Origin of the sequence: Metabacillus sp. 113a, assembly GCF_050107635.1 — a bacterium.
Classification (GTDB): Bacteria; Bacillota; Bacilli; order Bacillales; family Bacillaceae; genus Metabacillus_B.
Map to the genome: position 1 here is coordinate 504333 of NZ_JBNILJ010000001.1, position 22561 is coordinate 526893.

The 22561-nt window shown below is 45.2% G+C and carries 29 protein-coding genes; 23 read left to right on the plus strand and 6 right to left on the minus strand.

Features of this window, described 5'->3' with window-relative positions; genetic code table 11:
- Positions 1-55 precede the first annotated feature (55 nt).
- The 3 genes from ACQCVE_RS02665 (at position 56) to ACQCVE_RS02675 (ending at position 1783) form a co-directional block, all read left to right on the plus strand.
- On the plus strand, positions 56-1084 hold the full coding sequence (locus ACQCVE_RS02665; protein WP_426861485.1) for an LLM class flavin-dependent oxidoreductase: 1029 nt from the start codon (positions 56-58) through the stop codon (positions 1082-1084).
- A gap of 13 nt (positions 1085-1097) precedes the next feature.
- Positions 1098-1400: an iron-sulfur cluster assembly accessory protein gene (locus ACQCVE_RS02670; RefSeq protein WP_426844201.1), complete on the plus strand. Its 303-nt coding sequence runs from the start codon at positions 1098-1100 to the stop codon at positions 1398-1400.
- 95 nt (positions 1401-1495) lie between these two features.
- Positions 1496-1783 carry a DUF3219 family protein gene (locus ACQCVE_RS02675; protein WP_426861487.1) on the plus strand — a complete coding sequence of 96 codons (288 nt, stop codon included), beginning with the start codon at positions 1496-1498 and terminating at the stop codon, positions 1781-1783.
- A gap of 414 nt (positions 1784-2197) precedes the next feature.
- Here the strand turns inward: ACQCVE_RS02675 and ACQCVE_RS02680 are convergent, their stop codons facing one another.
- Positions 2198-3199, minus strand: coding sequence for an LLM class flavin-dependent oxidoreductase (locus tag ACQCVE_RS02680; RefSeq protein WP_426861489.1), 1002 nt, complete (start codon positions 3197-3199; stop codon positions 2198-2200).
- Between the two features lie 171 nt (positions 3200-3370).
- Between ACQCVE_RS02680 and ACQCVE_RS02685 the strand changes: the two genes are divergently transcribed.
- Positions 3371-4108: a TIGR02206 family membrane protein gene (locus tag ACQCVE_RS02685; RefSeq protein ID WP_426861491.1), complete on the plus strand. Its 738-nt coding sequence runs from the start codon at positions 3371-3373 to the stop codon at positions 4106-4108.
- A 38-nt stretch (positions 4109-4146) separates the two neighbouring features.
- Here ACQCVE_RS02685 and moaC read toward each other — a convergent pair whose 3' ends face one another.
- From moaC to ACQCVE_RS02710, 5 genes are all read right to left on the minus strand, one after another.
- Positions 4147-4653 carry a cyclic pyranopterin monophosphate synthase MoaC gene (gene moaC, locus ACQCVE_RS02690; protein WP_426861493.1) on the minus strand — a complete coding sequence of 169 codons (507 nt, stop codon included), beginning with the start codon at positions 4651-4653 and terminating at the stop codon, positions 4147-4149.
- 11 nt (positions 4654-4664) lie between these two features.
- Complete coding sequence (locus ACQCVE_RS02695; protein WP_426844206.1) at positions 4665-5243, minus strand: molybdenum cofactor guanylyltransferase; 579 nt, start codon at positions 5241-5243, stop codon at positions 4665-4667.
- Positions 5240-5734: a MogA/MoaB family molybdenum cofactor biosynthesis protein gene (locus ACQCVE_RS02700; RefSeq protein WP_426861495.1), complete on the minus strand. Its 495-nt coding sequence runs from the start codon at positions 5732-5734 to the stop codon at positions 5240-5242. The genes ACQCVE_RS02695 and ACQCVE_RS02700 overlap by 4 nt, the downstream gene beginning before the upstream one ends.
- 110 nt (positions 5735-5844) lie before the next feature.
- The gene (locus tag ACQCVE_RS02705; RefSeq protein WP_426861497.1) at positions 5845-6153 is read right to left on the minus strand and encodes a hypothetical protein; all 309 of its coding nucleotides are present in this window, start codon (positions 6151-6153) and stop codon (positions 5845-5847) included.
- 11 nt (positions 6154-6164) lie between these two features.
- A complete protein-coding gene (locus ACQCVE_RS02710; RefSeq protein ID WP_426861498.1) occupies positions 6165-7286 on the minus strand; it encodes an NAD(P)/FAD-dependent oxidoreductase in 1122 nt (373 codons plus the stop codon).
- A 153-nt stretch (positions 7287-7439) separates the two neighbouring features.
- On the opposite strand from ACQCVE_RS02710, the gene ACQCVE_RS02715 reads away from it, so the two are divergent.
- From ACQCVE_RS02715 to ACQCVE_RS02805, 19 genes are all read left to right on the plus strand, one after another.
- Entirely contained in the window at positions 7440-7781 is a 342-nt protein-coding gene (locus tag ACQCVE_RS02715; RefSeq protein ID WP_426861500.1) for a metal-sensitive transcriptional regulator, read from the plus strand.
- A gap of 12 nt (positions 7782-7793) precedes the next feature.
- On the plus strand, positions 7794-8000 hold the full coding sequence (gene copZ, locus ACQCVE_RS02720; RefSeq protein WP_426861502.1) for a copper chaperone CopZ: 207 nt from the start codon (positions 7794-7796) through the stop codon (positions 7998-8000).
- Positions 8001-8080: 80 nt separating this feature from the next.
- On the plus strand, positions 8081-10501 hold the full coding sequence (locus ACQCVE_RS02725; protein WP_426844213.1) for a heavy metal translocating P-type ATPase: 2421 nt from the start codon (positions 8081-8083) through the stop codon (positions 10499-10501).
- A gap of 19 nt (positions 10502-10520) precedes the next feature.
- A complete protein-coding gene (locus ACQCVE_RS02730) occupies positions 10521-10673 on the plus strand; it encodes a hypothetical protein (protein ID WP_426861504.1) in 153 nt (50 codons plus the stop codon).
- Between the two features lie 118 nt (positions 10674-10791).
- On the plus strand, positions 10792-11262 hold the full coding sequence (locus ACQCVE_RS02735) for a hypothetical protein (RefSeq protein ID WP_426861506.1): 471 nt from the start codon (positions 10792-10794) through the stop codon (positions 11260-11262).
- Between the two features lie 717 nt (positions 11263-11979).
- The gene (fdhD, locus tag ACQCVE_RS02740; RefSeq protein ID WP_426861508.1) at positions 11980-12780 is read left to right on the plus strand and encodes a formate dehydrogenase accessory sulfurtransferase FdhD; all 801 of its coding nucleotides are present in this window, start codon (positions 11980-11982) and stop codon (positions 12778-12780) included.
- 21 nt (positions 12781-12801) lie between these two features.
- Positions 12802-13812: a GTP 3',8-cyclase MoaA gene (gene moaA / locus ACQCVE_RS02745; protein ID WP_426844217.1), complete on the plus strand. Its 1011-nt coding sequence runs from the start codon at positions 12802-12804 to the stop codon at positions 13810-13812.
- A gap of 231 nt (positions 13813-14043) precedes the next feature.
- The gene (locus ACQCVE_RS02750; protein ID WP_426844218.1) at positions 14044-14847 is read left to right on the plus strand and encodes a formate/nitrite transporter family protein; all 804 of its coding nucleotides are present in this window, start codon (positions 14044-14046) and stop codon (positions 14845-14847) included.
- A gap of 290 nt (positions 14848-15137) precedes the next feature.
- Complete coding sequence (gene glp, locus ACQCVE_RS02755) at positions 15138-16433, plus strand: gephyrin-like molybdotransferase Glp (RefSeq protein WP_426844219.1); 1296 nt, start codon at positions 15138-15140, stop codon at positions 16431-16433.
- Positions 16400-16933 (plus strand): molybdopterin-guanine dinucleotide biosynthesis protein B, encoded by a 534-nt coding sequence (gene mobB / locus ACQCVE_RS02760; protein ID WP_426861510.1) that lies wholly within the window; start codon positions 16400-16402, stop codon positions 16931-16933. Before glp ends, mobB begins: the two co-directional genes overlap by 34 nt.
- Positions 16905-17378 carry a molybdenum cofactor biosynthesis protein MoaE gene (locus tag ACQCVE_RS02765; RefSeq protein WP_426861512.1) on the plus strand — a complete coding sequence of 158 codons (474 nt, stop codon included), beginning with the start codon at positions 16905-16907 and terminating at the stop codon, positions 17376-17378. Before mobB ends, ACQCVE_RS02765 begins: the two co-directional genes overlap by 29 nt.
- Positions 17375-17608 (plus strand): molybdopterin converting factor subunit 1, encoded by a 234-nt coding sequence (moaD, locus tag ACQCVE_RS02770; protein ID WP_426844222.1) that lies wholly within the window; start codon positions 17375-17377, stop codon positions 17606-17608. Before ACQCVE_RS02765 ends, moaD begins: the two co-directional genes overlap by 4 nt.
- A 36-nt stretch (positions 17609-17644) precedes the next feature.
- Positions 17645-18406, plus strand: a complete 762-nt coding sequence (modA, locus tag ACQCVE_RS02775; protein ID WP_426861514.1) for a molybdate ABC transporter substrate-binding protein — start codon at positions 17645-17647, stop codon at positions 18404-18406.
- On the plus strand, positions 18406-19068 hold the full coding sequence (gene modB / locus ACQCVE_RS02780) for a molybdate ABC transporter permease subunit (RefSeq protein ID WP_426861515.1): 663 nt from the start codon (positions 18406-18408) through the stop codon (positions 19066-19068). Before modA ends, modB begins: the two co-directional genes overlap by 1 nt.
- 105 nt (positions 19069-19173) lie before the next feature.
- A complete protein-coding gene (locus ACQCVE_RS02785; protein WP_426844225.1) occupies positions 19174-19548 on the plus strand; it encodes a nucleotide excision repair endonuclease in 375 nt (124 codons plus the stop codon).
- A gap of 25 nt (positions 19549-19573) precedes the next feature.
- Positions 19574-19834 carry a DUF1292 domain-containing protein gene (locus tag ACQCVE_RS02790; protein ID WP_426844226.1) on the plus strand — a complete coding sequence of 87 codons (261 nt, stop codon included), beginning with the start codon at positions 19574-19576 and terminating at the stop codon, positions 19832-19834.
- Positions 19835-19936: 102 nt separating this feature from the next.
- Entirely contained in the window at positions 19937-20887 is a 951-nt protein-coding gene (locus ACQCVE_RS02795; RefSeq protein WP_426861516.1) for a TRM11 family SAM-dependent methyltransferase, read from the plus strand.
- Between the two features lie 258 nt (positions 20888-21145).
- Positions 21146-21550: an RrF2 family transcriptional regulator gene (locus ACQCVE_RS02800; protein WP_426861518.1), complete on the plus strand. Its 405-nt coding sequence runs from the start codon at positions 21146-21148 to the stop codon at positions 21548-21550.
- A gap of 76 nt (positions 21551-21626) precedes the next feature.
- Positions 21627-22532, plus strand: coding sequence for an NAD(P)/FAD-dependent oxidoreductase (locus ACQCVE_RS02805; RefSeq protein WP_426861520.1), 906 nt, complete (start codon positions 21627-21629; stop codon positions 22530-22532).
- Positions 22533-22561: the final 29 nt, after the last annotated feature.

The following is a 22561-nucleotide window of genomic DNA, read 5'->3' on the forward strand; positions in this document are numbered from 1 at the left end:
TTTGATCATTTAATGATTTGTTTTGATAAATTCTACATGCAATGGAGGAATAGATGTGTTTGAACGGAATTATGCCGACCCAGACAATAAACAGCTTCATGAAATAAAACTTTCTGTATTAGACTTGGCCCCGATCGTATCAGGCAGCCATGCAGGCGAGGCGCTTGCCAATTCTTTGGACCTTGCCCGGCATGCTGAAAAATGGGGATACAACCGTTATTGGCTTGCAGAGCATCATAATATGAGGGGAATCGCCAGCTCAGCTACCTCCGTGGTCATTGGCCATATTGCCAATGGCACTTCCACAATCAGGGTAGGTTCCGGCGGAATCATGCTGCCAAACCATGCACCCCTTGTTATCGCAGAGCAATTCGGAACATTGGAATCTCTTTTTCCGGGAAGGATTGATCTTGGTCTCGGACGAGCGCCTGGAACAGATCAGCTCACAGCTCAAGCGCTAAGGAGAGAATTGAGCACAGGTGAAGATTTCCCCGAGCAGGTAGAAGAACTGAGGGCTTACTTTAAGCCTTCAGAATATAGCCACGTCAAGGCAGTACCGGGTGAAGGGCTCGACATCCCGGTTTGGCTCCTCGGATCAAGCGGCTTCAGTGCCCAGCTTGCCGGACAGCTGGGTCTGCCATTTGCCTTTGCAAGCCATTTTTCACCGGATCACACCACTTCAGCTCTCAATATTTACCGGAAGCATTTCCGGCCTTCTGACTTGCTGGACAAGCCTTATGCAATGGTAGGGATGAATGCTGTGGCAGCTGAAACAGAGGAACAGGCCCGCTATTTATCCACATCCATGAAGCAGCAGTTCCTTAATCTGGTAAGAGGGCGTCCAGGCCAGCTGAATCCGCCAGTAGATGATATGGACGCTCTATGGAATGAATATGAAAAAGCTTCTATTCAGCAAACATTAAGAGCATCAGCTATCGGAAGCCCTGAGCAGGTAAAAGATAAGATGCAGAAATTTATCGATGAAACACAGGCGGACGAAATTATGATCACCGCAAACATCTTTGACCATCAGGCAAGATTAAAATCCTATGAATTAACATCCCAAGTGGCAAAGAACAACTGAAGGAGAAATGATGATGGAATGTAAAATAAACCGCAATGCGGCAAAAAAGCTAAAGCAAATGCTTGAAAGTGAAGAAGGACAAGGAAAAATGATCCGCGTATTCATAACCGAAATGCACGGAGATCATGCCCATTATGATGTGAGGCTTGATACACCTGCAGAGCACGATGAAATTGTCCATACTGACAAGGGGATAGACATCTTAATGGACAGCAGAGAAGAGTTTTTGGACGGCGTCTGGATTCAATTCTTTTTCGTACCGCAAGAAAGATTTGAAATTATTAACAAACGCAAGGGCTGGCATAACCATCATTAATCTCATGATGCGCCGCTCCGGTAAGCGGGGGGCGCTTTCTTTATGGGCTTTACGAAAAAGCGTTAGAAAAGTACTCGGGAAGGGGAGCATCATTCATGGAAATTTTAATAAATGAGAGGCGTTTCGAAGGAACCGGCTTTGTACATGACCGTGCTGGCGGATTGCATCAGATTACCTTTAACTTTAAAGTCAGAAGCGGACAAGAATACCATGAAGTCACAACGCTCCTGTATAAGAACGATTTTCACATACAAGTTCCTGAGGAAGGATTGTCTTTCCAAGCCGTAATCCAGCAATATTCCACCTCGGCTGTGAATTTGTATGAGGAAAATGCAATAGCAGATTACCACATTCAATTGATTGAGAAAAAGGCCGGAGAATGATTCCGGCCTTTTAATTTAAGCTATCATCTTGAACTGTTCCGATATTTTTAAATGAGGGCTTCCATCCGCAAAATTATTATGGATTTCGTCAGGAATGTAACACCATTCGTTCAAGGATGACCTCCGATAGCCTGATAGATGCGATATTCTAGGCTTCACAAGTGCCTGTATGTTTCAGATAGAAGCTGATTTTGGTCATTTTTAGACTGTTATTCTAATTTATTGTCCGTACTTCCGTTTTAATGTCCGTATTCTAAATATATTGTCCGTACTTCCGTTTTATTGTCCGTACTCACAATATATTGTCCGTACTCTAAATATAAAGACTTTTCGACACAATTCGCCACCGCCTCTGCCGTTCACCCAGCTCGGACTACCAAAAAAAAGACCTCCACTCCAAGGCCTCTTTCATATTTAACCGTTTGAAAAACATTCATGTGCAATGAGCTCATAGGATCGGATTTTTTCGTGCTCTAAGTGCGTGATTGTAACCATCATTACTTCATCTGCTCCATATTCAGCGATTAATCCCTCGAGCTTTGCTTTGATGGTTTTAGGTGAGCCGATTGCCATTGAAGCTTTCAATTTATCCAGTCTTTCCAAATCTTCATCCGTTTTAAGATAGGCTTTTGCCTCATCAAAGGAAGGCACACCTTGTGCTCCTTCTCCTTTCTCAATCATCAGCTGCCAAACGAGAGAGGGGATTGCGATTCTCTCAGCGAGCTCCTCTGTTTCCGCACAAATAACCGGGACGGCCAAAATGGCCTCAGGTGCATCCATGCCATTGCTTGCAGCAAAATATTTTTTGTAATCCTTAATTATATCTGGATCATGACTTCCCATAAATTGACCAAACGCATAGCCTGTTCCATTCTCTGCAGCAAGTTTCGCACTTTTTCTGCTTGTCCCTAAAACAAAGGGACGCGGAGAAGATGCCGGAACAGGTGAGGGGTTCAGTGCTCTGAATGGATGGTCCTCTGGGAAATCATCTCTTAAAAAGTGTAAGAGCTCTTCCAGTGAGGAAGGCAGGTTTTTTACATTTTCAAGAAAATTTCCGGAAAGAGCCATGGAGGCCTCAGCAGATCCTCCAGGAGAACGGCCGATTCCCAAGTCGATCCGGCCAGGGAATAGAGTAGAGAGGAGATTAAACGTTTCAGCTACTTTGTAGGGTTTATAATGAGGCAGCAGAATGGCTCCCGCCCCAAGTCTGATTGTTTTCGTCCTTGCTCCGATCCAGCTGATGATGACCTCAGGGGCTGAGCTTGTTAAACCGGGAAAATCATGATGTTCCGCGATCCAATAGCGGTGATATCCAAGCTTTTCACCAGCTATAGCTAACCGGAGCGAAGTATCAAGTGCATCTTTAGGTGTTTTTTCAGCTGATCTGGGTGATTGATCTAAAATACTAAGCTTCATCGTATTCCTTCTTTCTTTCTTGCAGATGACTTTATTTTAGCTCAATAGGCGGCTGTTGAAAAAATGTTTGCATTAGTCGTTCATTTTACTATTTATCAAGAAAAGAGGTGATAAGCATTTTAGTGCCATGATAGACTAATAGGGACGCCGTATTGATTGGAGATTCACTTAATGAATGTATTTACCGGGAGCCATGAAGACTTTCCATTCGCGATGTATGGAGACACTCACATAGCGGCACTGGGAGTTCTGCTGCTTTTAGTGTGGGCGCTGTATGCTTGTAGAGCGGTATTGCAAAAGATGAATATGAAGCGGTATGAAAGGATGCTTGCCATCAGCTTAATCGCGTTCGAGCTTCTCTATCATGTTTGGCTGCTCATTCATGATAATTGGGAGCTCCGGCATGCCCTCCCGCTGGAGCTTTGCAACATCAGTTTTATCATGACCTTCCTGCTTCTCCTGACAGGAAAAAGAGTGTTTTATGAAATTTTGCTATTTATAGGTCTGATGGGTGCCTCTCAGGCTGTATTAACGCCTGTCCTTGATATAGGCTTTCCGCATTTCCGCTTTTTTCACTTTTTCTATACTCACATCTGGATTATGGCCGTGCCGCTTTATTACACATGGACAAAAGGGTATAGACCAACAATTTTTTCAGTAGTAAAAACGATTTTATTTTTGAATCTGATTTTGCCTGTGGTTTTGTTTGTTAACAGCCAAACAGGTGGAAACTATATGTTTTTGGATCATAAGCCGTCAAGCGGAAGTCTGCTGGATCTGCTTGGTCCTTATCCATGGTACATCCTTTCACTGGAAGGTATTGCGGCAGGGATGAGTGTGCTCCTTTGGCTCATCTTTAAGGAAAAGTCCTCTGACAGCCGGTTCATAGAATCAAAAGCCCAAATGTGAAGGGAAAGTTCCGGGGCAAAATAAATACCCAGGAATGCTCATTCCGCATTCTTGGGTTCATGATTGGAATTCTTCTTATAGTCGCCGCTCCTGCCGCCTGTTTTCTTTAAAAGACAGGTCTCTTTGATGACCATGCTTTTGTCCACTGCCTTGCACATGTCATAGAACGTTAATGCGGCAATGGACGCAGCGGTCAGGGCTTCCATTTCCACGCCTGTTTTCCCGTCGCATTTGACAGCAGCCGTAATGACGAGATCATAGCCCTCTACCGTCTGGATGTACCGGAACTCAAAATCGGTCCCCTGAAGCTGAATGGGGTGGCACATGGGAATCAGTTCCGCCGTTTTTTTTGCGCCCATGATCCCTGCGATTTGAGCAACCTGCAGGGGGTCGCCTTTTTTAATTACGCCTTCCTGAATTGCCGCGTAAAGCTTATTTGAGATCGAGACAATAGACTGCGCTGCTGCGGTTCTGTCCGAGTCTGCTTTATCGGATATGTCCACCATCCTCGGTCGGCCTGATTCGTTCCAATGGGTAAACTCCATTCCCATTCCCCCTAGTAATCTTTACTCCAGTCTTTCGCATGATTGATGTTGATAAAAGCAGGATCATCCTCTGAAAAAGGGATGGTTAAGACATGCAGGTCATTTAAAAGCTGGGAAAGCTTATGTTCTTCCGCTTCCAGCATCTTCTCGAGATGCTGCATCGTCCTTCTGTGGTAGAGCGCCATTAATGGCTGGATACGTCCTCCTTGAACAGGGACCACAGCATCCGCATCAGATTCCTCTGCAAACTCGAGCATTTCATTAACGAACTCATTTGTAACAAATGGAATGTCACAAGAAAGGATGAAAAACCATTCCGGGTCATCAACCCTGCTCATGACATTGTGAATGGCAAACAGTGGACCTTGGTAGGATAATTTTTCCTCTTCAACTATGAGGCGTATGTCCTCCCGTTTGAACTGGGCTGAAAGATCTTTGTTTGTCGAAATGATCAGCGGAGAAAGTCCGTTGTTCTTAAGAGCGTCCAAACTGTGTTCATAAAACGTCTTGCCATTATGTATCTCAAACATCTTAGGCTTGCCGAATCTTGAAGATCTTCCTCCGGCGAGCACGACTCCTGCTGTTTTCATAAGCGGTTTAACTCCTCAATGAAATGCTGGATGGTTGGAAGAATCAGCTTCTCCATCCCTAGTTTCACAGCATTTTCGGACCCCGGGAGAAGGTAGATGGCGCGCCCATCCAGGCTTCCCGCCGCCGCTCTGCTGAACATGGCTTTAGGGCCGATTTCATCGTAGCTTAAACTGCGGAACAGCTCTCCAAAGCCGTTCATTTCTTTATCAAAGAGCCGGGATACCGCTTCATAGGTTATATCTCTCGGACTGAAGCCAGTTCCGCCTGTAACAATGATGGCCTGGATCGAACGGTTTTCACACCAGCCGGTAACCGTCCGGGATATGAGGCTCTGTTCATCTTTCATAATGCTGTATGCTATCGTGCTGTGGCCATGCTTGGTTAAAAGATTTTGAATGAGCGATCCGCTCGCATCATTCTCTTTTGTTCTCGAATCACTGACTGTTAATACGGCTGCATCAACCGCAATTGTCTGGTCATGCTTATGCACGCTGGATCAGCACTCTCCTTTAAATGGATGCTTTACTTACACTTTATCAAAAACGCAGGACAAATACAGTCTTTAAGAATGAATGATTGCTGAAATTCATTTCTGCAAGGTTATTTTATTCGTTTTCTCTTTTTCTCTATTTCCTCCGTGACGGCAAATGCAAGGTCTTCGTTGCCAAACAATGATAGAACACCAAGCAAGGTATCATCTGCAATCGGACCTGCTTCCTCTTTTGAAACGGTAAGTTCCAGTGCTTCCCGGAGGACCTGGTTCTTTTGCTGGCCCGGATAGGCAGATTGATAGAGTGACTCTGGATCCAAGCCATGATTGATACACCATTGGGCAAAAACGAGAATCATCATTTTCTCATCCTTTTGATAGTTTTGGATGATTTGGTTTTCTACTTCTTTGCTGTTCATCAATTCACTTCCTAGTAAGATTCAATGGTTATAGCAGGGCTATACGGACCTAAGTCAAGGTCAGAGTCCATTCCAAGAGTAAGCTTAGCGAGCTCAGCCCCGATATACGGACCCATTGTCAGACCGGAAGAACCTAGTCCGTTAACGGCAAACAAGCCCCTCCAGCCAGGCAGTGCTCCAAATACCGGCAAAAATCCTTCTGTAAATGGCCGGTAGCCGTATTTTGCTTCTGCAAACTGGCTGTTTTTCAAACCGGGAGCCGTTTCCATCACCTTGCCGAGTACCTCGTGGATCCCCGCTGCTGTTGGACCAGGTTCGAAGGATAGGGTATCTTCATGAGTAGTGCCTGCAGCGATCCTTCCATTTGAAAAAGGAACTAAATATTGAGTGCCCGGCGGCAGAAGAACAGGCCAGTTGTCCGTTTTTTTCTCTGTATGCTCAAGATGGACAATTTGCGCTTTCTGAAAGGTAACGTTAAAGCGGATTCCGAGCGGAGCCAGCAGCTGGGAGGCCCATGCACCTGCACAAACGATTACTTTTTCTGCCCGAATGGTTTCCCCTCCAATTACAGCCCCTGTAACTTGGTGATCCGTAAAGAGCAGCCGGGCATCACCGGTCAGATAAGATGCTCCATTTCTTACCGCTGCCTGGATAAGGGCGCTGCAGATTTTCCCTCCGTCGACTTTCGCTCCCCCAGTAACGTGTAAGCCGTAAAAATGATCAGATAGACCAGGGAAGAGCGCTGACGTCTCAAAAGGAGAAAGCCGCGAGATTTCTCCGATTTCCGGGGCATCTGCTTTTCTTTTGATTGCCATTTCCTCCATCTTCATAATCTTTTTTTCTTCAGAATGGAGACTGATGGCCCCTGTTTTTGCGTAGCCGGTTTCCGTCTCGCCATCCGCTTCGAGCTGTGAAATCAATTCAGGGTAATAGCGGGCACCGTTTTTAGCAAGCAGATACCAAGCTTTATTTCTTCTCTGAGAGAGCCATGGGCACACGATTCCCGCTGCAGCACCTGTGGCCTGACCGGGCTCTTCCCTGTCTGCCAGGATGACGTCCGCTCCATATTTAGAAAGATGATAGGCAGTTGAAGCCCCTGCGATACCTGCCCCGATTACAATAATTGTTTCCATGATCCGCATCCTTTTTCAGTTCCTTCAAATCTGTATGTATTATATCATTATCAGCCTTCCTGCCCAAAGCTAAAGGGAAGGGGGAAAGAAGCGGTTTGTTAGCATACCTAATAGGGGTATGGTATATTATAAGAAGCGTAAGGGGGTGGAAAGATGGAAGAAGAGCAAATACAACTTGGAAAACAGGAAGCTGAGCATTGCGCAAGCTCCGAAAGAAAAAGCCATCATTCAGAATTAACCAAAAAGAATCTTACCTCCCGTCTTAACCGCATTGAAGGCCAAATAAGGGGCATCAAAAGACTGATTGAGCAAGACACATACTGTGATGACGTGATTACGCAGATTGCCGCTACTCAGGCTGCATTAAACAGTGTTGGAAGACTATTGCTTGAAGGGCATATGAAAACCTGTGTAGCAGAGCGGATTCAGGCTGGAGATTCGGAAGTCCTCGATGAAGTGCTGCTGACAATCAGCAAATTAATGAAAAAGGGATAGGAGGAATTGACGTTGAATACAACGCTTACAGTTGACGGAATGAGCTGCGAGCACTGTGTAAAAGCAGTTGAAGGCAGTGTAGGTGAACTAGCAGGTGTAGAATCTGTAAAAGTATCCTTACAGCAAGGCAAAGTGGAAGTGCGCTTTCAGCCTGAAAAAGTCACGTTAGAGAAAATCAAGGAAACGATTGACGATCAGGGCTATGATGTAAAAGACTAGGGAAGTGGCAGCGTGCCGGGTTACATGGCACGTTTCATTTTTAAGAAAATATACCCCCTAAAGGTATAGGAGATGAGAAAATGAGCCGTTCATTTAAGGAAACTACCATACCTATCAGCGGTATGACATGTGCAGCCTGCGCTTCACGTATAGAAAAGGGACTCGGGAAAATGGACGGAGTGGAGCAGGCTAATGTCAATCTTGCGTTAGAAAAATCAAAGGTGATCTACCATCCGGACACCATCTCCATCTCGGACATTCATAAAAAGGTGAAGGATCTCGGGTATGAGACTGGTGGTGAAAAAACGGCGCTTTCCATCACGGGTATGACATGTGCGGCTTGTTCAAGCCGGATTGAGAAAGGGCTAAATAAAATGGATGGAGTTATACATGCTTCTGTCAATCTGACGACGGAAAGCGCGTCAGTAGAATATCAGCCCTCTGAGTTAACGCCTGATGATTTGGTCAAACGGATTGAAAAACTGGGGTACGAAGCAGCAGTTAGCGGCGTTAACGGTAGTGGAAAAACGGATGAGGAGCGTCAGAAGCTCCTTCAAAATCAGCAGGGAAGGTTTTTGTTTGCTGCCATCCTCTCTTTTCCGCTGCTATGGGCGATGGTGAGCCATTTTTCCTTCACCTCTTTCATTTTTCTGCCGGAAATGCTCATGAATCCTTGGGTTCAGCTGGCATTTGCCACCCCGGTGCAATTCATAGCGGGAAGGCAATTTTACATTGGGGCATTCCATGCTTTGAGAAATAGAGGAGCCAATATGGATGTTCTGGTAGCGCTGGGGACATCGGCCGCCTATTTTTACAGTGTATATTTGACAGCCCAATCGCATCTTCTGGCTAATACTCAAATGACGGAACTTTACTTTGAAACGAGCGCCATTCTGATTACTTTGATTTTGCTTGGGAAATTGCTGGAAGCAAGGGCAAAGGGCAGATCCTCAGAGGCGATAAAAAAGCTGATGGGACTCCAGGCAAAATCTGCTTCAGTTATCCGCAATGGGAAAGAAACCGTTTTGCCGCTTGATGAAGTGACATTCGGAGATATAGTTGTTGTGCGTCCGGGTGAAAAAATACCGGTGGATGGGGAGATTGTTGAAGGGACTGCAGCAGTGGATGAATCGATGCTGACAGGAGAAAGCATTCCAGTCGATAAAAAATCAGGAGATTTGGTTTATGGATCAACTATGAACAAAAACGGCTTTCTGACATTCAGGGTAAGTAAGGTCGGAAAAGAAACAGCACTCGCCCAAATTATTAAAGCAGTAGAGGATGCCCAAGGTTCAAAGGCACCGATTCAGCGTCTTGCAGATCAAATTTCAGGTGTCTTCGTGCCAGCTGTCCTTGGGGTGGCTCTTCTGACCTTCTTTGTTTGGATAGTATGGCTTAATCCCGGTGATCTTTCTTCAGCGCTGGAAAAATTTATTGCAGTGCTCGTCATAGCCTGTCCATGTGCACTCGGGCTTGCAACCCCGACATCGATCATGGCAGGATCGGGGAGGGCGGCGGAATTCGGTATTTTATTCAAAGGCGGGGAGCATATTGAAAATGCCCATAAGATCGACACTGTCTTGCTGGATAAAACCGGAACTGTAACTTACGGAACCCCAGAGCTTACGGATATCCGGATATTCCATGAAGAAAAACAGCAAGTGCTATCCATCATTGCTTCCGCAGAGAACCAATCGGAGCATCCGCTCGCGAAAGCTGTGGCTGAGGGAATTCAAAGGAAAGGGATCCCGCTGGCTGCCGTAGAGAAGTTTGAAGCAATCCCGGGATATGGAATCCGTGCTGCTGTGGAAGGGAAGGTCCTGCTTGCAGGCACTCGTAAGCTAATGAAGAAATTTGCCATCGATGTGTCAGAGGCGTATCCGGATATGGAGGCGATGGAATCAGAAGGAAAGACCGTTATGCTTGTCAGTATAGATGGGGTTTATTCCGGACTGATGGCAGTTGCCGATACGATTCGGGATACATCAGCCCAGGCAATCAAACGGCTTAAGGAATTGAACATTCAGGTCATAATGATTACCGGCGACAATGAGAGAACAGCAAGAGCCATAGCCCGCGAGGCTGGTATCTCAGAGGTGATCTCAGAGGTATTGCCCGAACAAAAAGCAGCAGCTGTTAAAAAACTGCAGCAGCAGGGCAGGAAAGTGGCCATGGCCGGCGACGGAATCAATGACGCTCCTGCCCTTGCGGCAGCCAATACAGGGATCGCCATCGGTACAGGAACGGATATTGCTATGGAGGCTGCGGACATTACGCTCATCAGAGGTGATTTAACACTTATTGCCGATGCACTGCTGATGAGCAAAAGAACCATTTGGAATATTAAACAAAATCTTTTCTGGGCGCTGGGCTATAACGTTCTAGGAATTCCGATAGCAGCAGCCGGCTTTCTTGCTCCTTGGCTTGCCGGTGCCGCAATGGCATTCAGCTCTGTCTCTGTTGTACTGAACGCGCTCAGACTTCAAAGAGTTAAACTTTAAAAAAGAGGAGAGTTTTCGAATGTCTATCCTGTGGAAATGGGTGTTAGCCGCTATCCTGGTGACAGGAGCAATAACAGGTGTATATATCATCGTTCAGCTAAACAGCAGCCCGGAAGCAGCAGACAATAAGATTCACAAACATGAAGGGATGAAGGCGAGCGCTGATCATTAACAGCCGCATCTTGACGGAAACGGAATATGCGAATGGAAATATTCAAGTATAGGTGAAAAATGAGGAAGGAAAATCTTATGATCATCTGCTTATTCATCATCAAAAACGGATGCATGTAATGATTGTAAGTGAAGATTTAGCGGAATACGATCATATTCACCCAATCAGAACAGGAAAAAGAACCTATGAAATCAAGAAAGCTCTTAAACCAGGAACCTATAAAGCATTTGATGACCTTAAGCCTGAAAATGGACGCTATGAGGTAAAGCCGGATGTGCTGCAAGCGGGAAACAAGGCGAAAAAGTACCCCCCTGCTTTAAAGTCAGATACCGATAGCAAACAATCGTCAGGAGAATTTACGGTTGAGCTTAATCCTAAAAAATTAAGCAGCGGCGTCCTTGTTGTATTAAGCTTTTCTTTCAATAAAAGAACCCCCGAGCCATATCTCGGAGCTTCAGGCCACGTTGTAATCCTGGATGACAGGCTGAAAAACACATTCATGTTCATCCAGTCTCCAAGAAGGAAACAAAGTTCGAAACCGAATTTGAGAAGCCCGGCCTGTACAAGATCTGGGCTGAGTTTAAAATGAAAGGAAAGGTGCACCTATTTCCTTTTGTGGTAGAAGTTAAATAATCGCAGGCTGAACAGCCATAGGCACATGATCTTACGCAGTCATGCCCGGAAAACTTGAAGGACTGGAATAGAATAATGGCTGCCCCAAAAGAAATTCGTTTCTTTTAGGGCAGCTTTTTCATTTTAGGCTTAGTTAATGTGGGTATTGATAATACCTGTTGATTAGAGCGGAAGATGTGACACTTCAAGCTTAAGAGCAGCGGGACAGGGGAGGCCAGGGGGAGGCTCACCGCTCTTGGATAAGCGAATGCCTGCTGGCTGCAATCAGCAGCCAAGTTTAACAGAGCATTATTATAAATAGAAACAGAGCTTTTATTTAAATGATTAAACAACAGGAGCCTCATTAAGTAATTTTTTTCAGCTGTACGATCAATTCGCAATTTAGTTTGATTAATAGAGGCAATAGGAGTAAGTCAAATGTCATTCTGCGCTTGGTTTCGCCATTGACTTTAGGGCCATTAGCTGCCGGTATGATACTCTTGAATGAGAACGGAAAATGAGATGAACCTTGCCTTTCCAGCAAAAAGGATACAGAAAGTGTGTTCAGGTAGTCCTATGGAGGGTAAGGAAGGACTAATGGGTTGGAATTTCTGCCGATATTTTCTAATGGAGGAGAATATAGCCGTTTCTCTCATTGGTTCAATCAGGATTATTCATGTTTGGGGGTCGCTGCATGAAACCGGCTGAAGAAAATAGAAAAATCATCAGGGTGAAAAACGGCTGTGCCGAGCATACAGAGGACCTTGTTGTAACGGAATTCCCTATAACCGTTAAGGTCAATGGGCAGGAATTTGTAACGATGGTGTGCACTCCTGAGTACATCGAGGATATGGTCACAGGCTTTTTGGCATCAGAGGGCGTTATAAAAAAATACGAGGATATTCAGGACATATGGATTCAGGAAAGAGAAGGGTATGCGCATGTGAAGCTAAGCAAAATGAACCCCTATTTTCACAATTTCCAGAGCAAGCGCTACGTTACATCATGCTGCGGGATGAGCAGACCGGGTTTTGTGTTTGCCAACGATGCGCTCACCGCGAAGAAAATGGAAGGCATCCGGATCAGGATGACGGCAGCTGACTGCTTCAGGCTGATGGGTGAAATGCAGCAGTCAGCCTTTACCTTTCAGCAGACAGGAGGGGTTCACAACGCTGCCCTCTGTAATGCGGACGGACTGATTTTAAGCAGGATGGATATCGGCAGGCATAATGCTCTTGATAAAATTTACGGCCATTGCCTAAAGCACGGGATTTCCATTGGAGATAAAGTCATTGTATTCAGCGGCCGGATTTCTTCAGAAATTCTTCTAAAGGTTGCGAAAATCGGCTGTGAAATCGTCTTGTCCAAATCAGCTCCGACTGAGCTTGCTCTGACCCTGGCAGATCAGCTTGGAATTACGGCGGCCGGGTTTATACGAAATGAATCCATGAACATTTACACTTGTCCTGAACGAATTATCCTGGATGAAGATTAACACGGAAGGAGAGGATCAGCGATGAATCCGGAAATTTTTGATCGACTTCAGCGTCCGCTCCGCGATTTGCGAATTTCAGTGACTGACCGCTGCAATTTCAGGTGCAGATACTGTATGCCTGAAGAGATTTTCGGCCCGGATTACCCATTTTTAAACGCACAATCCATTTTATCCTTTGAAGAAGTGGAACGGCTGGCGAAAATATTTGCCGCACTGGGAGTCGAAAAAATCCGAATAACGGGCGGGGAGCCGCTCCTGCGCAAAGACCTTCCGCAGCTTATTCAAAGGCTTGCTCACATTGAAGGGATTCGCGACATTGCCATCACTACAAATGGATCTTTATTAAAGAAACAGGCCCATGAGCTGAAAAAATCAGGATTGGACCGGGTTACAATCAGTCTCGATTCATTGGATGAAGGCCGGTTTAACAGCATGAACGGGAATAAAAGCACTGTGAAAAGAGTGATAGAAGGGATTGAAGCCGCGTCTGAAGCGGGGCTTTCGGTTAAAATTAATATGGTTGTCCAGAAAGGAAAAAACGAACAGGATCTTATCCCAATGGCCCGCTACTTTAAAGAAAAGGGGCACATCCTCCGCTTTATTGAATACATGGATGTCGGAAATACGAATGGCTGGAAAATGGAAGAAGTTGTTTCTAAACAAGAAATAATCAGCAGAATATCAGAGAGTATGCCTCTTGAACCGATAGCCCCGAATTACCTAGGCGAAGTTGCTTCCAGGTACAGGTATACAGATAATGAAGGCGAAATAGGCATTATCTCCTCTGTTACGGATTCTTTTTGTTCCACGTGTTCAAGAGCAAGAATTTCAGCTGAAGGAAAGCTGTATACCTGTCTTTTTGCAGGCAGCGGATTCGACTTAAGAGAACTGCTGAGAGAAGGAAAAACAGATAGTGAGCTCGCTGAAGTCATCTCTTCCTTATGGAACCGGAGAACCGACCGATATTCAGACGAAAGAAGAGAAGGAATGACAAACGGTTCGAAAGTTGAAATGTCTCATATCGGGGGCTGACCCACGTGCCATTCAGCCCTATTTACCATATTCGTCTGTAAAACGATCTGTCGATTCTCCTGACTGAACCTACTAACAGGCAGGCTGGAAGTTATGCTGTGTATAGGCAATGTGCAGATGGCTGATCCTCTGTAGGCCAGAGGGGGAAGCCGAAAGGTTCTGGTGAGACAGATGAGGCCCCGCAAACGGAGAAGGTGTCATTACTTAAAAAACAGATCGGAGGAGAGACGAATGGCGTTTCTTAAACCGCAGCAGATTGCGGAGAAAACGATTGAAGCGGGTGTAAGCAAAACAAAACTGACTTTCCCTGCGATACTCATTTTAGGATTTCTTGGAGGGGCCTTCATTTCACTGGGGTTTTTGCTGGATATAAGGGTTGTGGGTAATCTGCCGGAGGAATGGGGCAGCTTTGCCTCTCTTTTGGGCGGGGCCGTATTTCCTGTAGGGCTCGTGCTGATTGTGCTTGCCGGCGGGGAGTTATTAACCGGGAACATCATGGCGGTGTCCATGGCCGTTTACGCGAAAAAGATTTCGATTAAAGACCTCGGAATAAACTGGCTTTATGTACTGCTGACTAATTTTGCAGGTGCTTTGTTTGTAGCCTATTTTTTCGGGCATGTCGTCGGACTTACAGAAACGGGGCCGTTTCTGGATACCACCGTGTCCATGGCCGGTGCTAAACTTGATGAGACATTCCTCCAGACCTTTGTTTCAGCAATCGGATGCAACTGGCTCGTCTGTCTGGCGATTTGGCTCGCAACCGGGTCGGAAGATGCAGGCGGAAAAATACTCGGAATCTGGTTTCCGATCATGGCTTTTGTTGCCATCGGCTTCCAGCATGTTGTCGCTAACATGTTTTTAATCCCGGCAGCTATTTTTGCAGGCTACTTTACGTGGTTCGATTATTTATCCAACTTTGTTCCAACTTTGCTTGGCAACATTGCTGGAGGAGCCATTTTCGTTGGAATGGCATACTTTATCACTTATGCAAAGAAAACGGAAAAAAAGGCGGTCCAGTCAAGGAAGGTTTCCTGATCCAACTGCAGGTTTTTTTTTCTCCGCAGCAAGGTATTCGCGCGTATAATTTTATCAGCATTTATCTTAAGTTTTTGATAAAGTTAAATATGGATTGCCCGGGTGGGGGGCCGGTTTCCGGACGCTCAAAAAAATTCGTTTGCCTGCCCGGTCATATGGCATCCAGGAAAATGAACCCTGTGCACCGAAACCAGTCTCTATTCAATACGTTATTTCCCCTTTCCATGGTATGGGCTATATTTCAAAACAGGTAATGGATACAAATAGAACCGCAGGCAGGAGTGAGGATAATGGTTGAAAAACGGTCTCCGATTTCCGTCAGCGAGGCAGTCAGGAAAGTCATGGGTTTGCTTGAGCCTGGAGACGTTGAAAGGGTTCCACTTGAAGAAGCATACGGACGTTTTTTGGCGGAGGATCTTATAGCAGATCATGATGTTCCTGCATTCGACAGGTCCCCTTATGATGGATTTGCTATCAGAGCAGAGGATACGATAGCTGCTTCCGCTGAAAATCCAGCTGTTTTCGAAGTGACAGGCGAAATCGGAGCGGGCTCGTTATATACAAAAGCTGCTGAAAAAGGCCATGCTGTCCGTATTATGACCGGAGCGGCATTGCCGGCAGGATTTAATGCAGTGGTCATGCTTGAGCTTGTGAAAGAGAAATCCGTGCAAGGAAGAAAGCTGATTGAGATCAGCCGTACATATAAAAAGGGAGACAATATCTCCTTTAAAGGTGAAGATACCCTTGAAGGTTCAGTCCTTTCAGAAAGAGGAACAATCATCAACCCCGGGATTTCCGCTCTTCTGGCAACGTTTGGCTATGAGAGCGTGCCTGTTGCTAAACAACCTGTAGTTGGTGTGCTTGCCACAGGCAGCGAGCTTTTAGAACCAGGTGAGCCTATTAAGCCCGGGAAGATCAGGAACAGCAATGCTTACATGGTCCTCTCTCAAATCAAAAGAGCCGGGGCAGATCCTCTGTATCTCGGGAAGCTGCCGGATGATCTGGACCAGTGTTTTACTACCGTTCGGTCAGCTCTCGAGAAAGTTGACTTTCTTATCACCACTGGAGGGGTCTCAGTAGGGGACTATGACTACATACCTGCAGTGTACGAAAAGCTGAACGCCTCTGTCCTTTTCAATAAAGTTGCGATGCGTCCGGGAAGCGTGACGTCCGCCGCTGAACTTAACGGAAAGCTGCTATTCGGACTTTCAGGAAATCCGTCCGCCTGTTATGTAGGTTTTGAATTGTTTGTGAGGCCTGTAATCCGCGTGAGCCAGGGAAGTGCATATCCTCATTTAAAAAAGGTTAAAGCGGTATTAGGAGCGGATTTTAAAAAACCTAATCCGTTTATGAGGTTTGTCAGGGCGCGAATGGAATTTTCAGAGGGAGGAAAGGTGTCGGTCACTTCTTCAGGATTCGATAAGTCCAGTGCGGTCTCATCGCTTGCAGATGCTGATGCTTTTATTGTTCTTCCTGGAGGAACAAGAGGGTATGAAAAAGGAATGTCCGTTGATGCACTTTTGCTGAGCGGCGGTTTGGGAAGTGAGTGGCCATGGGAAAACATTGTGCCATCCTACAGGTCGTAGGCTACCAGAACAGCGGGAAAACAAGACTAATGGAAAACTTAATAGCCCGTGCGTCCGGTTTGGGCCTGAATGTCGGATCACTTAAGCATCATGGACACGGAGGTGCTCCGGATCTGCATGGAAAAGACAGCTCCAGACATTTTGAAGCTGGAGCAGCAGTTTCAGCAGCTGAAGGTGCCGGAGTGCTCCAGCTTTCTGCTAGGCTGGAAGGGTCTGCTCTGGATGATCTTATACAAATTTATTCGCATTTCAACCTGGATGTCCTCTTTATTGAAGGGTATAAGCACGCCCGGTACCCAAAAGCGGTGCTCATCGAAAAGGAAGAGGATCTTTCTTTGCTTGACCAGTTAACCGGCATTATTTGCGTCATCACAGATTTGACGGTTCCCCCTTTGCCGGGTATTGAATTCTTTACGAAACAGCAAGTGGCACACTCTATTGATTTTATGATAAAGAAGGCGGTGAAACAGATTGACAGAGAAGATATTTTGCCTGACTGAGGAGCAGATCTCCGCTGAGGGGGTCATTCAAAAGGTGGAAAGAAGAGAAGCGGGCGCGATCACAGTCTTTATCGGGACCGTCCGGGAGCTTACAGATGGCAAAAAGACTCTTCATTTAGAGTACGAGGCATATAAGCCGATGGCTGAAAAAATGCTCGCTCAAATTGGAGAAGAAATCAGCCATCAGTGGCCCGACGCTGTGACCGCCATAACCCACCGGACAGGCCGGCTTGAGATATCTGATATTGCGGTCGTCATTGCAGTCTCATCCCCGCACAGGAAAACAGCTTATGAAGCAAACGAGTATGCCATCGAGCGGATTAAGCAGATCGTTCCTATTTGGAAGAAAGAGTTTTGGGAGGACGGGACAAAGTGGATCGGTGATCAGCTTGAAAAAAAGGCATATCCTGAAGGGAAACCGCCAGAGGGAGGCATGAGAACATGATTACCATTTTGCTATTTGCAGCCAATCGTGAATCCGCTGGAACGGATAAAATTGAATTGGAAGCAGCAGGAAGCTCAGTACGGCAGCTTAAAGAACAGCTGGAATTGCTGTACCCAGGTTCTGCCTTCAAACATTCTATGGCCGCGATCGATGAAAGTTTTGTCCCGGATGAAGCATTAGTAAAAGCGGGAGATACCGTCGCTTTCATTCCGCCTGTCAGCGGGGGATAACGGATTTGTGATTATTATGTTTAAGGATGAATTTGAATGAAATACATAATCGCCCTTTTTACCCTATTGATGATAGGCGGCTGCTCAGGAGCAGAACCTAGTAAAACAGAAATTACTGTATCTGCTGCAGCCAGTCTGAAGGAAGTACTGCAAGATATAAACGATGATTTCCAGCAGGCTAATCCCAATATCCGTGTATCCTTTAACTTTGGCGGCTCAGGTACCCTTCGCCGGCAGATTTTACAGGGTGCTCCAGCCGATTTGTTTTTCTCCGCTGCTGAGGATCATTTTGAAGAGCTGAAAAAGGAAGGGCTTGTAGATGAATCGCATTCTGGCAATCTTGCAGGAAATGAAATGGTTCTTATAACAGCTAAAGACGATCAGGATATTCAGTCATTCCAGGACTTGCCGAACATGAAAGGCCCATTTTCCATCGGGACTCCTGAGTCGGTCCCTGCCGGAAAATACGCAAAAGAAGCGCTAAAAAACCTCAAGCTATGGGAGAAGGTCAGCAGCGGGATTGTATACGGAAAGGATGTAAGACAAGTTTTAACCTATGTCAGCACAGGAAACGCCCAGGCGGGAATTGTCTACCGGACAGATGCTGCTTCTTCTGGAGACGTAAAGTTTATTGCAGCGCCGCCGGCCGGCTCTTATTCGCCGATTGTTTACCCCCTCGGAATCCTGAAGCAAACCTCCCATCCTCAGGAAGCGAAAGCCTTTTATGAATTTTTAAGAGGAGAGAAAGCTGCGGAGGTTTTCGAAAAATACGGATTCTCCAGAGTGAATGGGGAATAATGGCTGCCTCATTTTGGAGCCCAGTCCTCCTTTCCGCTCAAATCGCCGTTGTGTCGACCATGATTGTAGCGCTGGCAGGGATAAGCGCCGCTGTTTTCATGGCCAAAAGATCGTTTAAAGGGAAAGTGCTCCTGGAAACGTTCCTTTTGCTGCCATTGGTTTTCCCCCCCTCTGTGACAGGTTTTTTGCTAATTGTTGTTTTCGGAACCCGGAGCCCGGCAGGACAATTAATCCTTACTATTTTCGGTTCCCCCGTCATGTTCACCTGGTGGGCAGGTGTGATCGCATCTTCCGTAGTGGCTTTTCCGCTCATGTATCAGGCAGTTAAAACAGGCTTGCAGGCAATCGATTGTGACATTGAGGACGCAGCAAAGGTTGACGGAGCTGGAGCCGGAAAGGTAATATGGCACATTTCTCTCCCGCTTGCATTAAGCTCCATTTTAACCGGGCTCATTTTAAGCTTTGCAAGAGCGCTTGGCGAATTCGGAGCCACCCTGATGTTTGCAGGCAATATCCCGGGTAAGACACAAACGGTTCCTACAGCCATTTATATGGCCATTGAATCCGGGGATATGGAGCTTGCCTGGATGTGGGTCCTCACCATTGTTGCCCTTTCATTTATTATGCTTGCTGCTGTATCCTTCCACAGCTCGAGAAAATAGCCATATTCCAGTTGATTATGGCAGAATTGGCAATCAGGGGCATCTTATGAGATAATACACAGGTTCAGAAACATACAATTAAGCAGAAGCAGGATGTGAGCTTTCATGATTAAAATCACCATGCCTTCACCAGATTTGGTTATTAGAAGGAATGAGCAGCAGAGAACCCAGGGTACAATTGACATCAGCGACAAATATGGTTTCACAGAGTACATGAAAATTCCAAGAGACAAGGGCGGAATTTTTATGTTTTATAACCTTCACGATGAATTGCTGTTCGTCGGGAAGGCAAGAAAACTCAGACAGAGAATTAAGAAGCATTTCGAAGATACCGTTTCTCCTGTAAAGGACAATAGAGATGAGATCAGCACCATAGAGGTATGTGTCGTAGAGGATCCTATGGAACGCGAGATATATGAGACGTATGCCATCAACATGCGTAAGGCAAAATATAATATTGATAAGGTTTTCTTTAAATAAATCCGCTTGTTAAGGAGGAATCCGCATGGATCGTGTAGAGGTTGGAGACGTGTTTATCATTGAGGACGAGGACGGCAAGGAGCAGGAGCTTGAAGTTCTTGGTACAGCAGATATTCAAGGCCGTCAATATGCGGCTGTAGGATTTTCGGAAGACATTCAGCAAGAGACTGCAGAAGAAATTGAACTTTTCTTCTTAAGAGTGGAAGAGGATGGAGAGCTCGCTGAGATAGAGAGCGATGAAGAGTTCGAAGAAGTGACATCAGCGTTTGAAAGCCAAATTGAATAGTCTATATCTAAAAGAGGGGGCTCCCCTCTTTTCTTTTATAATGTCCATTGCTACGCTTGTAACGAAAATAAAACATAGAAAAGCTTATCGTATAAGGGATGGATGGAAATGAGATCATCAGAGTCTTTTGTTTACGCCTATACATACAGTAAAGAGGAGCATTCCCTTTGCATGCTGGAATTAAGGTCCCTGTTCGGAGAGGAAGTTCCGGAAGGGCTTTTTTTAAGTGGAAAGGATATTCCTGCCGGAAGGAGCCCATTTATAAGAGAAAAGGTAGGAGTCTTCTTTGAAGCAGAAACCCTTACAGAGATTTCGGCTCAGCTTGGGCAATTGAAGCTCGGAAATGAGACATTTAAAATCATTTGCCTGAAAAGCAGCGAATTGCCGGAAGGGGGCGCGATTGATTACAAGGAAAGACGCTTGATCGAACGCGAGCTCGGCCAGTATATTGAAGGAGAGGCGGACGTTCATCACCCAGACAGAATGTATGGAATTGCTGCACTGAACGGCAAGTGGTATTTCGGGAGTTATGACCGTAGCGAAGCGGTTTGGCTGCAGCATATAAAAAAACCCCGTCAATATTCCACGGCTCTCAGCACAAGGCTTGCAAGGGCAGTCGTCAACATAGCCGTACCCGATCCGAAAGGAGTGTCTGTAATCGACCCTTGCTGCGGAATTGGCAACATCCTTGTGGAGGCACTATCTATGGGGGTTCAGATTAGTGGACGTGACATCAATCCGCTGGCCGTAACTGGAGCAAGAGAAAACATTGCCTATTTCGGATTAATCGGGGAGGTTGCAGTCGGGCCAATCGAAGAGGTAACGGCCCGTTATGATACAGCAGTGATTGACCTGCCCTACAATCTATATACCCATATCACACATGAAGAACAGGAATCAATTATCCAAAGTGCAAGACGGATTGCTGATCGCTGTGTCTTCGTAACCATTGATCCGATTGACCGGGAGCTCACTAATGCAGGATTTAAAGTTATTGACAGGGGATTTGCTGTAAAAAGCAGGTTTAAGCGGGAGATCGTGGTCTGTATATAATCGTGTGGAATGTAACGTATTTCCAATAGCAGTCTCCCTCTTCACACGTGTGAAAGTGCGACCGCACCAACGGTAAGGGGGAGATGCATTTCGATTGCCCGGCGGCCCAAGGGCAATAACTGTTTAATTTTTCAATATAAAAATGGACTTTTTTCTTTACTCCGGAAAAGCTCCGGCCTGTTGATTACACGCAGGATTTGACATGAAAAACTCTACTGGATATTATAGATATATTAAGTCTACAATAGGATGGATAATATGAAGTTAACAAAAGCAACTAACTATGCTCTCCACACCATGTTATTTTTAGCTGTTAATCCCCCCGATGAGCATATTGGTGTGGCAAAATTAGCCGAACGCCAAGAGGTTTCAACGACCTATTTATCTAAGATCCTAACAAAATTAGTAAAGTCGGGTATGATTGAATCTGTCTCAGGTGCAAATGGCGGCTATAAATTAAAACCGGGCTGGGAAGAACTTTCATTACTCGATGTAATAAAAGCTGTTGAAGGTTTGACGCCTATTTTTGAGTATTGTCTCAGCCACAATCCTGATTGCTTAATTCAGAAAGCAATCGAATCAGCCGAGGAAAAGCTTTTAAATGAATTGAATCAAACGCGAATAGCTGAACTGGCTAACAAAATGAATGAGAAATCTATATAAATCAGGATTTCTTTTATTCAAATTGTAGATATTAAGACTCTATAATATACATTATAGACAGGGAGGAAAATAATTGATGAATATACATGATTGTATTGTAATTGGTGCAGGACCAGCTGGATTAAGTGCAGCCCTAACTTTAGGGAGAGCGCGCAGAGGGGTTGCCATATTTGATAATGGAACAAATCGAAATCGTGTAACACAAGAGTCACATGGGTTTTTAACAAGAGATGGAATTAAACCACAAGAATTTAAAAATATAGCAATGAAAGAATTAGAATCTTATCCTTCTGTGTCCATCTCAAATGAGACAGTTATTGAGGTAAATAAAGATGTTCAAAAAAACTTGTTTTTAGTCAATACATCGAACAATAATAGTTATTTAACAGAAAAAATCCTGTTAGCTACCGGTATACAAGAAGAATTCCCCTTATCACAGATTAGGCAATATTACGGTAAAAGTTTGTTCAGCTGTCCATATTGTGATGGCTGGGAGCTTAGAGATAAGCCGTTAGCAATAATTGCAGTAAAGGATGATCACATTATTCATATGACTAAATTGGTTTTTAATTGGTCAAATGATTTAATCGTTTTTACTAATGGTCATCAACTATCAAATAAAGTGCGAAATGATTTTGAAAATAAAAAGATTAAGGTCTATACAGAAGTTATTAAAAACTTACATGGAGATGATGGAAACTTAGAAAGTATTGAATTAGAATCAGGTGCGAACATTCTAAGAAGTGGCGGCTTCGCAGTCCCAAGTTTTTATCGCCCAAATAAATTTGCTGAACAATTAAACTGCCAAGTTGATGAAAACGGAGGAATTATCACCGACGGTGCTGGACGAACAACAGCAAATGGGATATATATTGCAGGTGAAACTGAAAAGGCAGGACCCTCTTCTTTGATCATAGCTGCAGGCGACGGCAATAAGGCGGCTTCAAGTATAAACATGGATCTAACATTAGATAAATTTTAAATGGCCCCGAAAGAAGTCTCCCTCCTCAA

What these genes read in the sequence shown, in the direction of transcription:
- ACQCVE_RS02670 (WP_426844201.1), top strand. Translation starts at nt 1,098, where the DNA reads ATGGAATGTAAAATAAACCGCAATGCGGCAAAAAAGCTAAAGCAAATG.
- modA (WP_426861514.1), top strand. Translation starts at nt 17,645, where the DNA reads ATGAAATACATAATCGCCCTTTTTACCCTATTGATGATAGGCGGCTGC.
- moaA (WP_426844217.1), top strand. Translation starts at nt 12,802, where the DNA reads ATGAATCCGGAAATTTTTGATCGACTTCAGCGTCCGCTCCGCGATTTG.
- fdhD (WP_426861508.1), top strand. Translation starts at nt 11,980, where the DNA reads ATGAAACCGGCTGAAGAAAATAGAAAAATCATCAGGGTGAAAAACGGC.
- ACQCVE_RS02805 (WP_426861520.1), top strand. Translation starts at nt 21,627, where the DNA reads ATGAATATACATGATTGTATTGTAATTGGTGCAGGACCAGCTGGATTA.
- ACQCVE_RS02685 (WP_426861491.1), top strand. Translation starts at nt 3,371, where the DNA reads ATGAATGTATTTACCGGGAGCCATGAAGACTTTCCATTCGCGATGTAT.
- ACQCVE_RS02710 (WP_426861498.1), bottom strand. Translation starts at nt 7,286, where the DNA reads ATGGAAACAATTATTGTAATCGGGGCAGGTATCGCAGGGGCTTCAACT.
- moaD (WP_426844222.1), top strand. Translation starts at nt 17,375, where the DNA reads ATGATTACCATTTTGCTATTTGCAGCCAATCGTGAATCCGCTGGAACG.
- ACQCVE_RS02790 (WP_426844226.1), top strand. Translation starts at nt 19,574, where the DNA reads ATGGATCGTGTAGAGGTTGGAGACGTGTTTATCATTGAGGACGAGGAC.
- ACQCVE_RS02695 (WP_426844206.1), bottom strand. Translation starts at nt 5,243, where the DNA reads ATGAAAACAGCAGGAGTCGTGCTCGCCGGAGGAAGATCTTCAAGATTC.
- ACQCVE_RS02800 (WP_426861518.1), top strand. Translation starts at nt 21,146, where the DNA reads ATGAAGTTAACAAAAGCAACTAACTATGCTCTCCACACCATGTTATTT.
- glp (WP_426844219.1), top strand. Translation starts at nt 15,138, where the DNA reads ATGGTTGAAAAACGGTCTCCGATTTCCGTCAGCGAGGCAGTCAGGAAA.
- ACQCVE_RS02785 (WP_426844225.1), top strand. Translation starts at nt 19,174, where the DNA reads ATGATTAAAATCACCATGCCTTCACCAGATTTGGTTATTAGAAGGAAT.
- ACQCVE_RS02680 (WP_426861489.1), bottom strand. Translation starts at nt 3,199, where the DNA reads ATGAAGCTTAGTATTTTAGATCAATCACCCAGATCAGCTGAAAAAACA.
- ACQCVE_RS02750 (WP_426844218.1), top strand. Translation starts at nt 14,044, where the DNA reads ATGGCGTTTCTTAAACCGCAGCAGATTGCGGAGAAAACGATTGAAGCG.
- ACQCVE_RS02735 (WP_426861506.1), top strand. Translation starts at nt 10,792, where the DNA reads ATGATTGTAAGTGAAGATTTAGCGGAATACGATCATATTCACCCAATC.
- ACQCVE_RS02675 (WP_426861487.1), top strand. Translation starts at nt 1,496, where the DNA reads ATGGAAATTTTAATAAATGAGAGGCGTTTCGAAGGAACCGGCTTTGTA.
- ACQCVE_RS02705 (WP_426861497.1), bottom strand. Translation starts at nt 6,153, where the DNA reads ATGAACAGCAAAGAAGTAGAAAACCAAATCATCCAAAACTATCAAAAG.
- ACQCVE_RS02795 (WP_426861516.1), top strand. Translation starts at nt 19,937, where the DNA reads ATGGAAATGAGATCATCAGAGTCTTTTGTTTACGCCTATACATACAGT.
- moaC (WP_426861493.1), bottom strand. Translation starts at nt 4,653, where the DNA reads ATGGAGTTTACCCATTGGAACGAATCAGGCCGACCGAGGATGGTGGAC.
- ACQCVE_RS02715 (WP_426861500.1), top strand. Translation starts at nt 7,440, where the DNA reads ATGGAAGAAGAGCAAATACAACTTGGAAAACAGGAAGCTGAGCATTGC.
- mobB (WP_426861510.1), top strand. Translation starts at nt 16,400, where the DNA reads ATGGGAAAACATTGTGCCATCCTACAGGTCGTAGGCTACCAGAACAGC.
- ACQCVE_RS02730 (WP_426861504.1), top strand. Translation starts at nt 10,521, where the DNA reads ATGTCTATCCTGTGGAAATGGGTGTTAGCCGCTATCCTGGTGACAGGA.
- ACQCVE_RS02725 (WP_426844213.1), top strand. Translation starts at nt 8,081, where the DNA reads ATGAGCCGTTCATTTAAGGAAACTACCATACCTATCAGCGGTATGACA.
- modB (WP_426861515.1), top strand. Translation starts at nt 18,406, where the DNA reads ATGGCTGCCTCATTTTGGAGCCCAGTCCTCCTTTCCGCTCAAATCGCC.